Origin of the sequence: Pseudomonas sp. ANT_H12B (assembly GCF_008369325.1) — a bacterium.
In the GTDB taxonomy this organism is placed as follows: domain Bacteria; phylum Pseudomonadota; class Gammaproteobacteria; order Pseudomonadales; family Pseudomonadaceae; genus Aquipseudomonas.
This window is the reverse complement of sequence record NZ_VOBI01000015.1, coordinates 122,445-134,972: the sequence shown is the minus strand read 5'-3', so window position 1 is coordinate 134,972 and position 12,528 is coordinate 122,445. Positions and strand designations below refer to the sequence as shown.

Genomic DNA, 12,528 nt, shown 5'->3' with positions numbered 1-12,528 from the left:
AATATGCCAGGTTGAAAGGACCTTGCTGGTGAAAATTTTTCAAATTAGCGGGCAGTTGCCGCACGCGCTAAACGCCTGTCGGTAATAATGAACTTAAGTATTTTCGCCGAGAATTACGCGCACAAAAGCAAACGCCCCGAACAAGTCGGGCGTTTGCTTGGGCCTTCAGCAGTGTGTTTTCACACAGTCTACGAAGGTAAATTTTCAGTACAAGCAGGTCAAGTGCTATCAGTAAGCCTTGCCAGTCTTGTAGAAGTTCTCGAAGCAGAAGTTGGTCGCATCGATGTAGCCTTCAGCACCACCGCAGTCGAAACGCTTGCCTTTGAACTTGTAGGCCATGACGCAGCCGTTCTGGGCCTGCTTCATCAGGGCGTCGGTGATCTGGATTTCGCCGCCCTTGCCTGGCTCGGTCTGTTCGATCAGATCGAAGATGTCCGGGGTCAGGATGTAACGGCCGATGATCGCCAGGTTCGAAGGTGCATCTTCTGGTTTTGGCTTTTCGACCATGCTGTGAACGCGGTAGATGTCGTCGCGGATCATCTCGCCGGCAATCACACCGTATTTGTGAGTTTCCTGCGGATCAACTTCCTGAATGGCAACGATCGAGCAGCGGAACTGCTTGTACAGCTTGACCATCTGGGTCAGTACGCCGTCGCCTTCAAGGTTGACGCACAAGTCGTCCGCCAGCACCACAGCGAAAGGTTCGTCGCCGATCAGCGGACGGCCCGTCAGGATGGCGTGGCCCAGGCCCTTCATTTCGGTCTGGCGGGTGTAGGAGAACGAGCAGTTGTCGAGCAGTTTGCGGATGCCGACCAGGTATTTTTCCTTGTCGGTGCCCTTGATCTGGTTTTCCAGCTCGTAGCTGATGTCGAAGTGGTCTTCCAGGGCGCGTTTACCGCGGCCGGTGACGATGGAGATTTCGGTCAACCCAGCGTCCAGTGCTTCTTCGACGCCGTACTGGATCAGTGGCTTGTTTACCACCGGCAGCATTTCTTTGGGCATGGCTTTAGTCGCTGGCAGGAAGCGAGTACCGTAACCGGCTGCTGGGAACAAGCATTTCTTGATCATATAAGTCCTTGAAAGGGCTGTGTGTACGAGTTTCGGCGCAGTCTAATCAGGCGGAGTGCACCTTACAATGCCCCCGCGCTGGCTAGCCAATGCCATCATAGAGAAATATTCTCGCGGATAGTTCCCGAGATAGCTCCGCAGCCTTTATAGATAGCACAGACCATCAGATCTGCACGGCCGTGAATCTCACTACCCTACACCATCAGCACCCGTTGAGTGCATTTGGCGCTATCATTGCGCGATTGAACCAGTCAACGAGGCAGATAGATGTCGGTAGCAAAAAGTGTCAACGGGTTCCTGATCAATCAGGCGAAAGACGGCCAATGGTGGGTAGACAGTGCCAGCGGCGAGAATATTGCCGGACCTTTCCCGACCGAGGCGTTGGCGATCGAAGTGGCATCCGTATTGGAGCTCGAACACCCAGCCCCGAAGCGTCGCGGCAAGGACAAGTCCTGATAAGCACCTGACTTGACCCAAGCCCTGCCTTGCGCAGGGCTTTTTTGTGATTGCCTGCAACGAAGTGGCCATTCGCTATAACCTTTTGATGCCGGCGCTGTCACAGGCTTAGCCCCATCATCCTGACGACGACAACGACATGACTAAATTTTTGCCTCTGTTTGCGGTACTGGCCCTGAGTGGCTGTGCCACTTCCGAAACGACTTACCTGAACAACGGCGAGCAAGGCCTGGCCATCGACTGCTCCGGGGAAGCCAATTCCTGGGCCACTTGCTACGAAAAAGCCGATGCCTCCTGCGCCGGCACCGGTTACCGGATCGTCGGTACCGACGGAACACCTTCCACCAAGGAAAGCGACAAGACCATGGGTGTCGACGTTGGCAACTACAAAAACCGCAGTGTCGTGGTCGTCTGCAAGTAAGACGCCCTGCCCTACATGTGAATTTCGGCGAATTTGATCCCGAGGCCGCGTACGGTCTCGATCAAATCGTCGAGGCAACTGAATGATTCGACTTCGTCGTTTTCATCCACCAGGAAATAACTGCGCCCGGCGCTCTTCTTGAAGAATACGATCCATTCCCCCGGATCCGCCGGGTTCTGAATGACGTGGGTAGCAGAGATATGACCCTCTGCATGGCGTTCCCGTACCTGCTCTCGCTTCATGCTCGACTCCAGAAATGACAATGCCGCCACAGTGTTGCTTTGACGGCACCGATGCTGACGGTCGACATTCTATCAGCCGGAAATACACGTGTTGGCGGCTTTCTGTACGTCTTTTGGACGCACCGGCACATTGGACATACGCTCATGCAGCTTGATGCTACTGCCAGTGGAGCGGTCTTCGATGTCGAATACGGCTGCGGGGGCCGACGAGAATTTGGCCGGGACGATCACTCGCATCCCGTCTTTGTGCGACTCAACTTGCAACGCGCCGCGACTTTCAGCCAATTGTTCGACCAGGCACTGCGCGTATTCATGGGGCTTCTTACCTGAAATCACGCTCATGGTGGGCAGCGATTCATTGATTTCGGAGACATTCGCACAACCACTCATCGCCATCGCCAACGCCACAGGCAGAAACAACACACCCCACTTCATATAAAACCTCCGATAAAGACCCTCCGACAGCGCAAATGCCGTTTTTCTCCGAGGCTCGTTGCGTTTATCGCTCATAGAATTCCGAATAACCGTTTTTAATTGTCAAAGCACACCTCGACGACCGGATAATAACGCGTTCGGGCTGATAAACTGCGCCAATCGCCCATGCTATCGTTTTGATTTTGTAGAAAAAGCCCTTCTGGAGGCGCCTCATGAAATTTATCCACCAGCGCGAGCACCTCAACGAAGACGACATCGTCGTCATCCAGTGCTCCCAAACGTGCAACATCCGCTTGATGAACGACGCCAATTTCCGCAGCTTCAAGAATGGCGGTCGTCACACTTACCATGGCGGAGCATTCGACACCTTCCCGGCCCGTATTACTGCGCCGAGCACCGGTTTCTGGAATATCACCATCGACACGGTCAACCGCCGGCCGATCAGCGTGACCCGCAAACCGACCCTGACTCACACCATCAAGATCATCCGCCGCTCCAGCACGAAACTGAGCTGAGTGACGTTCCCGTACGCAGACAAGCAGGTATGACCGTGACCCAAACGACCAAGTACGTCATCAAATACAAGCTCAATGGCGAGCGCCGTTTCGAATTTGCCCAGCTTGAAAATGGCACCGAAGAAGAAGCCAAGGCCGCGCTGAACGCCCTTCATGCTTCGAGCGACGACGTCATCAGTGAAATAAGCGTCAGCAAAGCGTTGTAACGCGATCCGGAGCGACAACATGGACGTCTGCTCCTTGCGTAGAAATTCGACCGCAAGCGCCGGAGTGTTAACGAAGTCATCGCTCCCTAGACTGGCCACCTCAACCTTTGGTTAAGGAGTCAGAACATGTCTACTTCCTCGATTCGCTACATCAGCGGCACTTCCAGCCTCGGCGTCTTGATGTTGGCGTTCAGCGCCAAGGGCCTGTGCGCGTTGCTGCTCGGTGACGACCTGGCAACACTGGAACGCGATCTTGCAAGGCGCTTTCCTGGCAAACAGACACCGCAGCGCGATGAGGGCTTGATGCCTGCGCTGGAGCAAACCCTTTATCACCTCGAAAACCCACGCACTGTCCTCGATCTGCCGCTGGACCTGTCGGGCAGCGTGTTTCAACGACGTGTCTGGAATGCCCTGCGACAAATACCGGTGGGTGAAACCGCCAGCTACCGGGAAATCGCGTTGCAGTTGGGTCAACCCACGGCCTTCAGGGCGGTGGCCAATGCCTGCGGAGCGAACCCGCTGGCCGTTATCGTGCCGTGCCATCGGGTACTGCGTCAGGACGGCAGCCTCGGCGGCTACCGTTGGGGGCTGGAACGCAAACGGCAGCTGCTTGATCGTGAGGCGCAGCGATGAGCGAGCAATTTCTCGCAAAACTGGACTGGCCGGCGCTCGAACAGCAACTCGATCAGGATGGCTGCGCGATCATCAGGTCGCTTTTGAGCCATAACACGTGCGACGAAGTCAGCGCCCTGTATGCCCGGCCCGAACCGTTTCGCTCTCAAGTAGTCATGGCTCGTCACGGCTTTGGCCGGGGCGAGTACAAATACTTCAGGTACCCATTGCCGGATGTCGTCGCTCGTTTACGCCGTGCGCTTTATCCTCGACTGGTGCCGATTGCCAATCGTTGGTACGAGCAGATGGACCTGCCGCCCCGCTTCCCTGATGCGCATGAAGCGTTCCTCGAACGTTGCCATGCCGCCGGTCAGGAACGCCCGACGCCATTGTTGCTGCAATATGGCCCACAGGACTACAACTGCCTTCATCAGGATCTGTACGGCGAACACGTTTTCCCGCTGCAAGTGGCGATTCTGCTGTCAGAACCGGATGAAGATTTCACCGGCGGTGAGTTCATCCTGACCGAACAGCGCCCACGGATGCAATCGCGCCCTCAGGTCATCGGTTTGAAAAAAGGCGACGGGCTGATCTTTGCCGTCAACCAGCGCCCCGTCAAAGGCGTTCGTGGTTATTACCGAGTGACCCTGCGTCACGGCGTGAGTCGCCTGCACAGTGGAAAACGGCATACCCTTGGAATCATCTTTCACGATGCGTTATGACCCCATGAACCCGAGCACTTTCGATCTGTTTGCCGACACCGAACATGAGCAACAACCCAGACGCGATCAGATCGGCGAACAATCCTGCGTCCTGAGAGGCTTTGCCCTTCCCTTGCTGGATCGGTTGCTACCCGCACTGGATGCGGTTCTGACGGCGGCACCGTTTCGGCAGATGGTCACGCCTGGCGGTTTCACCATGTCGGTGGCCTTGAGCAGTTGCGGCACGCTGGGCTGGACCACCGACCGCAGCGGTTATCGGTACACCCGCAATGATCCGCAAACCGGCGAACCCTGGCCCGAGATGCCCGATGTGTTTTTCGAGTTGGCGCAAGCGGCGGCGCGGGAAGCCGGGTTTGTAGATTTCGTGCCCGATTCCTGCCTGATCAACCGCTATGTCCCTGGGGCAAAGATGTCGTTGCACCAGGACAAGGACGAAGGTTCCTACGCAGCGCCCATTGTTTCAGTGTCCCTGGGGCTGGCGGCGATGTTCCTGTTCGGAGGCTTCAAGCGCAGCGACAAGAGCCAGCGGGTGCCGCTGCTGCATGGCGATATCGTGGTTTGGGGCGGCGTCGATCGCTTGCGTTACCACGGGGTTTTGCCGATCAAGGACGGCCTACACCCGCGACTCGGCGAACAACGGATCAATTTCACTTTTCGTACCGCTGGATGAAATCCTCGAATTCGACCGCAAGACCCGGAGTGCAGCGAATCAACCGACTGGTTAACCTTGATTAAACGGGTCAACGGACATGAAGCCATGACAAGCCATTCGACAAAAATCACCACCGAGAACGATCCTCGCTGGGCCGCCGTTGTCGCTCGCGATCCTCGGGCAGACGGGCAGTTTGTCTATGCGGTTAAAACTACCGGCATCTATTGTCGTCCCAGCAGTCTGGCGCGGTTGCCGAAACCACAGAACGTCGAATTCTTCGACACCGCCGAACAGGCCCAGGCCGCGGGTTATCGCCCGAGCAAACGCGCCGCGAAAGATCAAAGCGACGTCGCCGCGCAACATGCCGCCACCGTGGCTGCTGCGTGTCGTCAGATCGAAACTGCCGAGCATTTGCCTGCGCTGAATGAACTCGCCATTGCTGCGGGCCTCAGCAGTTTCCACTTTCATCGGGTGTTCAAGGCAGTCACCGGCCTGACGCCCAAGGGTTACGCCACGGCCCATCGCTCACGCAGGGTCCGTGAGCATTTGGCAAACGGAGGCTCAGTGACCGACGCGCTGTATGACGCCGGCTTCAACTCCAACAGCCGTTTCTATGAGGCGGCAGATCAGTTGTTGGGCATGAAACCCGGTGATTACCGCGCGGCCGGTCAGAACAACGACATTCGCTTTGCCGTCGGAGAATGCACCTTGGGAGCGATTCTGGTTGCGCAAAGTGAACGGGGTGTTTGCGCGATCCTGTTGGGAGATGATCCGCACCAATTGGTTTGCGATCTGCAGGACAAGTTTCGGCGCGCCAACCTGATCGGCGCCGATCACGAATTCGAGCAACTGATCGCCAAGGTCGTCGGTTTTATCGAGGCGCCCGCCATCGGCCTGGACCTGCCGCTGGACGTGCGCGGCACGGCCTTTCAGGAACGGGTCTGGCAAGCACTGCGTGAGATTCCCGCCGGCAGCACCGCCAGCTACGCCGATATCGCTCAACGTATCGGCGCGCCAAAAGCCGTTCGCGCCGTGGCTCAAGCTTGCGGCGCGAACAATCTGGCAGTGGCGATTCCGTGCCACCGCGTGGTGCGCAGCGACGGCAACTTGTCGGGTTATCGCTGGGGCGTGGAACGAAAACGCCAGTTGCTGGAGCGTGAGACCCAATAATCAGCGATTCACATCCACCACCACCCGCCCGCGCAATTGACCGGCGAGCAAGCGCGGAGCGGCATCGATGGCTTCACTCAAACCGATTTCGTGGCTGATCAGCGGCAGCAAAGCGAAGTCCAGATCTTTGGCCAGACGATTCCAGGCCAATACCCGCCTGGCTTTCGGTTGGGTCACGCTGTTGATGCCGGCGAGGGTCACACCGCGCAAAATGAACGGAGCGACGGAGGCCGGGAAGTCCGTGCCCTGAGCCAGACCACACGCGGCGACAGTGCCGTTGGCTTTCGTGCTGGCACAGGCGTTGGCCAGGGTGTGGCTGCCAACCGAGTCGATGACCGCTGCCCAACGCTCCTTTGCCAGGGGCTTGCCCGGCAAGGACAGTGTGGCGCGATCGATGATTTCACTCGCGCCTAATTGCTTGAGGTAGTCGTGCTCGGAGGTGCGGCCCGTGGACGCGACCACCCGATACCCGAGCTTGCTCAGCAACGCGATGGCGAAACTGCCTACCCCGCCATTGGCACCGGTGACCAATACTTCGCCCTGCTCAGGCGTCACGCCGTTATGTTCCAGCGCCAGTATGCTCAACATGGCCGTGTAGCCGGCGGTGCCTATTGCCATGGCCTGTGCGGCGGTGAATTCTTTGGGCAGCGCAATCAGCCAGTCGCCATTCAAACGAGCCTTTTGCGCCAACCCGCCCCAATGTCCTTCGCCTACGCCCCAGCCATTGAGCAGGATCTGATCACCCACTTTGTAGTCCGGATGCCCGCTGACTTCGACAGTCCCGGCCAGGTCGATCCCCGGCACCATCGGGAATTTTCGCACCACCGGGCTGCTGCCGGTGATCGCCAGGCCATCCTTGAAATTCAGCGTGCTGAACGCCACTCGCACTGTCACATCGCCCTCAGGCAGTTGATCGTCATTGATCTCTTGCAGTGTCGCCCGGTAACCGCTGTCGTCTTTGTCGATCAAAATGCCTTTGAACATTACTGCCTCCCAATGGAATCGCTCAGGTTGTCGTACAGTTGAAATATCACATAGCAACATTTAGCCGTACTCGACTTTAAGCCAATTCGGGCGTTTCCCGTGCCCGGGGCTATGCTTTTTTCTCGGCCCTGAAATACCTGAAAAAGCCGCCTCGTCGATGGAGCTGACAATGTCTTACCCATGCTCGCTTGCCGTTTTGCTGATGCTCTGTCTGCTCGCGTTCACTAGCGCGCAGGCAGCACCGGCAAAAGCACCGGCGGCGTCCATAGAACAGGCACTGGCAAGCCCGACCTGGCCCCAGGTGCTGACCAGCAGCGACACCAGACTGACGATTTATCAGCCACAGCTCGACAGTTGGGATGGCTATACCCTTCAAGCCCGTGCAACGGTCGAGGCCAGAGGGAACGATGGAAAATCCACTTACGGCATCGTCCAGTTCAGCGCCCACACACTGGTCGACAAGGCCAGCCGTTGGGTCGCCCTCGATCAGTACACAATCACCAAGGCCGATTTCCCGTCCAGCGCGACGCAGGCCGACACTTGGGTCGCCACACTGAGAAAAGACGCGGCGAGCCGCAAGAAAGCCATTTCCCTCGATCAACTCGAAGCCGCCGTGGGCGTACTCACAGCGGAACAGAAATCCAGCAAAGAGCCCAGAGAAAACACCCCGCCGAGCATCATCACATCCGATGTTCCAGCCTTGCTGGTGTACATCGACGGCGAACCGGCTTATCGCCCTGTCGATGGCACTGCGCTGCAACGGGTGATCAACACTCGACCGTTGTTGCTCAAGGATGCCCAAGGCAAACACTATCTGCATGTGTTCGACGGCTGGATGAAGGCCGACGAACTGAGCGGCCAATATGCGCCGCTGCCCTCACCTTCAGCCGATCTGGAAAAAGCCAGGAAAGCCGCGATCCAGAGTCGCCAGGTGGACCTGCGGACCGGGCAAAGTGATCCAAAGGACCGGGTCAATCCTGCGAACTCCGCTCAGGTGCAAAATCTCAATCGCGAATCAGCGGCGTGCTCGTTGGGCAACCAACGCTTGAATAATTATCACGATTCTTCCCGGGTGATGATCGCTCGTTTGGCGGGGGTGGCGGACTGCATCGACGTTGAGGGGGGAGCACACCATCCAAAAACTCGACTGGTCTTGCGCCAGTCATTGCTGATACAAAACCCCCTCTACCGTCCCTGCCCTGTTTTTACGCCGGAGAACCCTTCAAATGAGCCAATGGCCAGACACCCGCATTCTTGACCTGCTCGGGATCGAGCTGCCGATTATCCAGGCCCCCATGGCCGGCGCCACCGGCACGGCCATGGTGATTGCGGCGAGCAACGCCGGCGGTCTGGGCTCGATGCCCGCTGCCATGTTGAGTACCGAGCAGTTGCGCGAGGAGCTGAAGACGATTCGTCAACACAGCCAGCGCCCGATCAACGTCAACTTCTTCTGCCATCAGCCTCCGGCTGCCGATAAACAACGCGCTCTGGAATGGAAGAATCTGCTGGAGCCCTACTACCGGGAACTGGGCGTCGACTTCGACGCACCGACACCGGTATCCAATCGCGCACCGTTTGATGACGCTACCTGCAAAGTGATCGAAGAATTACGCCCCGAAGTCGTGAGTTTTCACTTCGGCCTGCCGGAAAAGTCCCTGATGGATCGCGTCAAAGCGAGCGGGGCAAAAGTCCTGTCTTCGGCAACTACAGTCGAAGAAGCCATCTGGCTGGAGCAGCATGGCTGTGACGCTATCATCGCCATGGGATACGAAGCTGGCGGCCATCGCGGGATGTTTCTCAGCGACGACCTCAGCAGCCAGGTGGGCATCTTCGCGCTGGTGCCACAGATCGTGGATGCCGTGAAAGTGCCGGTGATTGCGGCTGGCGGTATAGCCGATGCGCGAGGCGTCGCAGCGGCATTTATGTTGGGTGCTTCGGCGGTACAAGTGGGCACGGCCTATTTATTCACGCCAGAGGCCAAGGTCAGCGCTTCACATCACAAGGCATTGCGCACGGCCAAGGAAAGCGAGACAGCCATCACCAACATTTTCACAGGGCGCCCGGCGCGCGGGATTCTCAATCGGGTGATGCGTGAACTCGGGCCGATGAGCGACAAAGCACCGTCGTTTCCGCTGGCGGGTGGTGCGTTGATGCCATTACGGGCCAAGGGGGAAGCGGATTTCAGCAACCTCTGGGCCGGGCAGGCGTTCACGTTGGGCGTTGAAATGACCACGGCAGAGCTGACCCGGCGTCTGGCGGAGGAAGGATTGGCCAAGTTGGTTCGCCGGTAACGCACTATCCGTTGTAGCGGCTGGCGCAGGCTACGCCAGCGGCTACAAAGTTGCGCTCTCAACATTGCCCATCATCCAGCTCGTTCCGTTTGCAGGCATTTCGCTATATATTCCGCTATATAGCGTTTTAACCCCTCGCTGTACTTGCCTACCACGGAGCCGTTCCATGACTGTTCGTGCCTCACGTTTTGCCCCAACCGGCCTTGCGAGCCTGCTTGCGGTGTTCATCATTGGGTCTGCCCAGGCAGAGGAAGTCCAGGTCGCCGTCGCGGCCAACTTCTCCGCGCCGATTCAGGCCATCGCTGCCGATTTCGAAAAAGACACCGGGCACAAACTGGTCACTTCCTTTGGTGCAACCGGCCAGTTCTACACCCAGATCAAAAATGGTGCGCCGTTCGAAGTGTTCCTCTCGGCGGACGACACCACGCCGCAAAAGCTCGAAACCGAAGGCGACTCGGTCAAGGGTTCGCGCTTCACCTACGCCATCGGCACCCTGGCGCTGTGGTCGGCCAAGGACGGTTACGTCGATGCCAAGGGCAAGGTGCTGAGCGACAACCAGTATCAGCATCTGTCCATTGCCAATCCCAAAGCTGCGCCTTATGGTCTCGCCGCGACTCAAGTACTGGCCAAGCTCGGCCTGACCGACAAGGTCAAAGGCAAAATCGTGGAAGGCCAGAACATCACCCAGGCCTATCAATTTGTGTCCACCGGCAACGCCGAACTCGGCTTTGTGGCCTTGTCGCAGATCTATAAAGACGGCAAAGTCACCAGCGGCTCGGCCTGGATTGTTCCAGCCGACATGCACGAACCCATCAAACAAGACGCGGTGATCCTCAATAAAGGCAAGGACAACCCGGCCGCCAAGGCGCTGGTTGAATACCTCAAGGGTCCGAAAGCTGCTGCTGTCATCAAGTCCTACGGTTATCAACTCTAAATGACGCTAACGAGTGCAGACTTTTCCGCCATCTGGCTGACCCTGAAACTGGCGTCTCTGACGACGGTCATCTTGCTTATCATCGGTACTCCGATTGCGTTATGGCTCTCGCGCACCCAGTCCTGGTTGCGCGGCCCGGTCGGGGCGATCGTCGCCCTGCCCCTGGTGCTGCCACCCACGGTGATTGGTTTTTATCTGTTGCTGGCACTCGGCCCTAACGGGTTTGTCGGTCACTTCACCCAGTCACTGGGGCTCGGCACCCTGACGTTCAGTTTTGCAGGGCTGGTAATCGGTTCGGTGATCTACTCGATGCCATTCGTTGTCCAACCGCTGCAAAACGCATTTTCCGCCATTGGCACTCGCCCTCTGGAAGTGGCCGCCACCTTGCGTGCCAACCCTTGGGACACCTTTTTCAGCGTGATCCTGCCGCTGGCTCGACCGGGTTTTATCACGGCTGCTATTCTCGGTTTCGCCCACACGGTCGGCGAGTTCGGCGTGGTACTGATGATCGGTGGCAACATTCCAGACAAGACCCGCGTGGTCTCGGTACAAATTTACGATCACGTCGAAGCCATGGAATACGCCCAGGCCCATTGGCTGGCCGGGGCGATGCTAGTGTTTTCCTTTGCCGTGTTGCTGGCGCTCTACTCCAGCCGTAAAACCAAAGCGGGCTGGAGCTGATCGATGATTCATACGCGTCTGAAACTTAATTATTCGGGCTTCGCTCTGGACGTGGATCTGCAATTACCCGGTCGCGGAGTGACGGCACTTTACGGTCATTCCGGCTCCGGCAAGACCACCTGCCTGCGCTGCATAGCGGGGCTGGAACAGGCCGAACAGGGTTTTATTCAGGTCAACGATGAGGTCTGGCAGGACAGTGACCGGAAGATTTTCGTGCCGCCGCACAAGCGCGCGTTAGGTTACGTCTTCCAGGAAGCCAGCCTGTTTCCTCATCTGTCGGTGCTGGCCAATCTGGAATTCGGCCTCAAGCGCATTCCTCGCCCACAGCGCCGGGTCGATATGGCGCACGCCACCGAACTGCTCGGGATCGGCCATTTGCTGGACCGTCATCCGCAAAACCTTTCAGGCGGTGAACGCCAGCGCATCGGCATCGCCCGCGCTCTGCTTACCAGCCCGAAACTGTTGTTGATGGACGAACCGCTGGCGGCGCTGGACACCCAACGCAAAAGCGAAATCCTGCCCTACTTGCAACGGCTGCACGATGAACTGGACATCCCGGTGCTGTATGTCAGCCATTCCCAGGACGAAGTAGCGCGGCTGGCTGACCACATCGTCCTGCTCAGCAACGGCAAAGCGCTGGCCAGCGGCCCCATCGGCGAAACCCTCGCCCGTCTCGACCTGCCCTTGGCGCTGGGTGATGACGCCGGCGTGGTGATCGAGGGTCACGTCAGCGCTTATGACGCTGACTATCAGTTGCTGACCTTACGACTACCCGGCACCACCCTGAATATTCGCGTGGCTCACACGCCGATGGAGACGGGGCAGGCGCTTCGCTGCAAAGTCCAGGCGCGGGATGTCAGCCTGAGCCTGCAAAGTGTCGAGCAAAGCAGCATCCTCAATCGCCTGCCGGTCACAGTAATCAGCGAAATGGGCGCGGACAACGCCGCCCACGTGCTGATCCGCCTGGACGCTGCCGGCACACCGCTGCTGGCACGGATCACCCGCTATTCCCGGGATCAGTTGGGCGTGCACCCCGGTCAGCAACTCTGGGCACAGATCAAGGCTGTGGCGGTGCTGGCGTAAACCCGCTGGCACGACTGCAATGGCGTGCGGTCAATGGCTGTAACGGCCCTGATTCG

At 58.1% G+C, this 12,528-nt stretch carries 17 protein-coding genes; 13 read left to right on the top strand and 4 right to left on the bottom strand.

Annotated elements, in window-relative coordinates:
- Positions 1-228: 228 nt before the first annotated feature.
- Positions 229-1,068, bottom strand: coding sequence for a UTP--glucose-1-phosphate uridylyltransferase GalU (gene galU, locus FQ185_RS21850; protein ID WP_010460715.1), 840 nt, complete (start codon positions 1,066-1,068; stop codon positions 229-231).
- 267 nt (positions 1,069-1,335) lie between these two features.
- On the opposite strand from galU, the gene FQ185_RS21845 reads away from it, so the two are divergent.
- On the top strand, positions 1,336-1,524 hold the full coding sequence (locus FQ185_RS21845; protein WP_033055162.1) for a hypothetical protein: 189 nt from the start codon (positions 1,336-1,338) through the stop codon (positions 1,522-1,524).
- 139 nt (positions 1,525-1,663) lie between these two features.
- Positions 1,664-1,945 (top strand): hypothetical protein, encoded by a 282-nt coding sequence (locus FQ185_RS21840; RefSeq protein ID WP_149419239.1) that lies wholly within the window; start codon positions 1,664-1,666, stop codon positions 1,943-1,945.
- 11 nt (positions 1,946-1,956) lie between these two features.
- Here FQ185_RS21840 and FQ185_RS21835 read toward each other — a convergent pair whose 3' ends face one another.
- Both FQ185_RS21835 and FQ185_RS21830 read right to left on the bottom strand, forming a co-directional pair.
- Entirely contained in the window at positions 1,957-2,187 is a 231-nt protein-coding gene (locus tag FQ185_RS21835) for a hypothetical protein (protein ID WP_149419238.1), read from the bottom strand.
- 72 nt (positions 2,188-2,259) lie between these two features.
- The gene (locus tag FQ185_RS21830) at positions 2,260-2,622 is read right to left on the bottom strand and encodes a hypothetical protein (RefSeq protein ID WP_149419265.1); all 363 of its coding nucleotides are present in this window, start codon (positions 2,620-2,622) and stop codon (positions 2,260-2,262) included.
- A 212-nt stretch (positions 2,623-2,834) separates the two neighbouring features.
- Between FQ185_RS21830 and FQ185_RS21825 the strand changes: the two genes are divergently transcribed.
- The 6 genes from FQ185_RS21825 to ada all read left to right on the top strand — a co-directional run bounded on the left by FQ185_RS21825 (position 2,835) and on the right by ada (position 6,499).
- Positions 2,835-3,137: a DUF1883 domain-containing protein gene (locus FQ185_RS21825; RefSeq protein WP_024164534.1), complete on the top strand. Its 303-nt coding sequence runs from the start codon at positions 2,835-2,837 to the stop codon at positions 3,135-3,137.
- Between the two features lie 29 nt (positions 3,138-3,166).
- A complete protein-coding gene (locus FQ185_RS30230) occupies positions 3,167-3,343 on the top strand; it encodes a hypothetical protein (RefSeq protein ID WP_178113576.1) in 177 nt (58 codons plus the stop codon).
- Between the two features lie 126 nt (positions 3,344-3,469).
- Positions 3,470-3,976 (top strand): methylated-DNA--[protein]-cysteine S-methyltransferase, encoded by a 507-nt coding sequence (locus tag FQ185_RS21820; RefSeq protein ID WP_149419237.1) that lies wholly within the window; start codon positions 3,470-3,472, stop codon positions 3,974-3,976.
- Positions 3,973-4,677 carry a 2OG-Fe(II) oxygenase gene (locus FQ185_RS21815; RefSeq protein WP_149419236.1) on the top strand — a complete coding sequence of 235 codons (705 nt, stop codon included), beginning with the start codon at positions 3,973-3,975 and terminating at the stop codon, positions 4,675-4,677. The genes FQ185_RS21820 and FQ185_RS21815 overlap by 4 nt, the downstream gene beginning before the upstream one ends.
- Positions 4,667-5,347, top strand: a complete 681-nt coding sequence (gene alkB, locus FQ185_RS21810) for a DNA oxidative demethylase AlkB (RefSeq protein ID WP_149419235.1) — start codon at positions 4,667-4,669, stop codon at positions 5,345-5,347. Before FQ185_RS21815 ends, alkB begins: the two co-directional genes overlap by 11 nt.
- Before the next feature lie 87 nt (positions 5,348-5,434).
- Positions 5,435-6,499 carry a bifunctional DNA-binding transcriptional regulator/O6-methylguanine-DNA methyltransferase Ada gene (gene ada / locus FQ185_RS21805; RefSeq protein WP_149419234.1) on the top strand — a complete coding sequence of 355 codons (1,065 nt, stop codon included), beginning with the start codon at positions 5,435-5,437 and terminating at the stop codon, positions 6,497-6,499.
- On the opposite strand, the gene FQ185_RS21800 is transcribed toward ada, so the two are convergent.
- The gene (locus tag FQ185_RS21800; RefSeq protein WP_149419233.1) at positions 6,500-7,483 is read right to left on the bottom strand and encodes an MDR family oxidoreductase; all 984 of its coding nucleotides are present in this window, start codon (positions 7,481-7,483) and stop codon (positions 6,500-6,502) included.
- 169 nt (positions 7,484-7,652) lie between these two features.
- Here FQ185_RS21800 and FQ185_RS21795 point away from each other — a divergent pair, with 169 nt between their 5' ends.
- From FQ185_RS21795 to modC, 5 genes are all read left to right on the top strand, one after another.
- Positions 7,653-8,741, top strand: a complete 1,089-nt coding sequence (locus FQ185_RS21795; RefSeq protein ID WP_256730461.1) for a hypothetical protein — start codon at positions 7,653-7,655, stop codon at positions 8,739-8,741.
- Positions 8,710-9,774: a nitronate monooxygenase family protein gene (locus FQ185_RS21790; RefSeq protein ID WP_149419232.1), complete on the top strand. Its 1,065-nt coding sequence runs from the start codon at positions 8,710-8,712 to the stop codon at positions 9,772-9,774. Before FQ185_RS21795 ends, FQ185_RS21790 begins: the two co-directional genes overlap by 32 nt.
- Positions 9,775-9,940: 166 nt before the next feature.
- Positions 9,941-10,708: a molybdate ABC transporter substrate-binding protein gene (gene modA, locus FQ185_RS21785; protein WP_149419231.1), complete on the top strand. Its 768-nt coding sequence runs from the start codon at positions 9,941-9,943 to the stop codon at positions 10,706-10,708.
- Positions 10,709-11,389: a molybdate ABC transporter permease subunit gene (gene modB / locus FQ185_RS21780; protein WP_149419230.1), complete on the top strand. Its 681-nt coding sequence runs from the start codon at positions 10,709-10,711 to the stop codon at positions 11,387-11,389. It begins immediately after the preceding gene.
- Positions 11,390-11,392: 3 nt separating this feature from the next.
- On the top strand, positions 11,393-12,472 hold the full coding sequence (gene modC, locus FQ185_RS21775) for a molybdenum ABC transporter ATP-binding protein (RefSeq protein WP_149419229.1): 1,080 nt from the start codon (positions 11,393-11,395) through the stop codon (positions 12,470-12,472).
- Positions 12,473-12,528 lie beyond the last annotated feature (56 nt).

What these genes read in the sequence shown, in the direction of transcription:
- FQ185_RS21795 (WP_256730461.1), top strand. Translation starts at nt 7,653, where the DNA reads ATGTCTTACCCATGCTCGCTTGCCGTTTTGCTGATGCTCTGTCTGCTC.
- FQ185_RS21825 (WP_024164534.1), top strand. Translation starts at nt 2,835, where the DNA reads ATGAAATTTATCCACCAGCGCGAGCACCTCAACGAAGACGACATCGTC.
- alkB (WP_149419235.1), top strand. Translation starts at nt 4,667, where the DNA reads ATGCGTTATGACCCCATGAACCCGAGCACTTTCGATCTGTTTGCCGAC.
- FQ185_RS21790 (WP_149419232.1), top strand. Translation starts at nt 8,710, where the DNA reads ATGAGCCAATGGCCAGACACCCGCATTCTTGACCTGCTCGGGATCGAG.
- modB (WP_149419230.1), top strand. Translation starts at nt 10,709, where the DNA reads ATGACGCTAACGAGTGCAGACTTTTCCGCCATCTGGCTGACCCTGAAA.
- FQ185_RS21815 (WP_149419236.1), top strand. Translation starts at nt 3,973, where the DNA reads ATGAGCGAGCAATTTCTCGCAAAACTGGACTGGCCGGCGCTCGAACAG.
- FQ185_RS21840 (WP_149419239.1), top strand. Translation starts at nt 1,664, where the DNA reads ATGACTAAATTTTTGCCTCTGTTTGCGGTACTGGCCCTGAGTGGCTGT.
- modA (WP_149419231.1), top strand. Translation starts at nt 9,941, where the DNA reads ATGACTGTTCGTGCCTCACGTTTTGCCCCAACCGGCCTTGCGAGCCTG.
- FQ185_RS21845 (WP_033055162.1), top strand. Translation starts at nt 1,336, where the DNA reads ATGTCGGTAGCAAAAAGTGTCAACGGGTTCCTGATCAATCAGGCGAAA.
- galU (WP_010460715.1), bottom strand. Translation starts at nt 1,068, where the DNA reads ATGATCAAGAAATGCTTGTTCCCAGCAGCCGGTTACGGTACTCGCTTC.
- modC (WP_149419229.1), top strand. Translation starts at nt 11,393, where the DNA reads ATGATTCATACGCGTCTGAAACTTAATTATTCGGGCTTCGCTCTGGAC.
- FQ185_RS21835 (WP_149419238.1), bottom strand. Translation starts at nt 2,187, where the DNA reads ATGAAGCGAGAGCAGGTACGGGAACGCCATGCAGAGGGTCATATCTCT.
- FQ185_RS21830 (WP_149419265.1), bottom strand. Translation starts at nt 2,622, where the DNA reads ATGAAGTGGGGTGTGTTGTTTCTGCCTGTGGCGTTGGCGATGGCGATG.
- ada (WP_149419234.1), top strand. Translation starts at nt 5,435, where the DNA reads ATGACAAGCCATTCGACAAAAATCACCACCGAGAACGATCCTCGCTGG.
- FQ185_RS21800 (WP_149419233.1), bottom strand. Translation starts at nt 7,483, where the DNA reads ATGTTCAAAGGCATTTTGATCGACAAAGACGACAGCGGTTACCGGGCG.
- FQ185_RS30230 (WP_178113576.1), top strand. Translation starts at nt 3,167, where the DNA reads ATGACCGTGACCCAAACGACCAAGTACGTCATCAAATACAAGCTCAAT.
- FQ185_RS21820 (WP_149419237.1), top strand. Translation starts at nt 3,470, where the DNA reads ATGTCTACTTCCTCGATTCGCTACATCAGCGGCACTTCCAGCCTCGGC.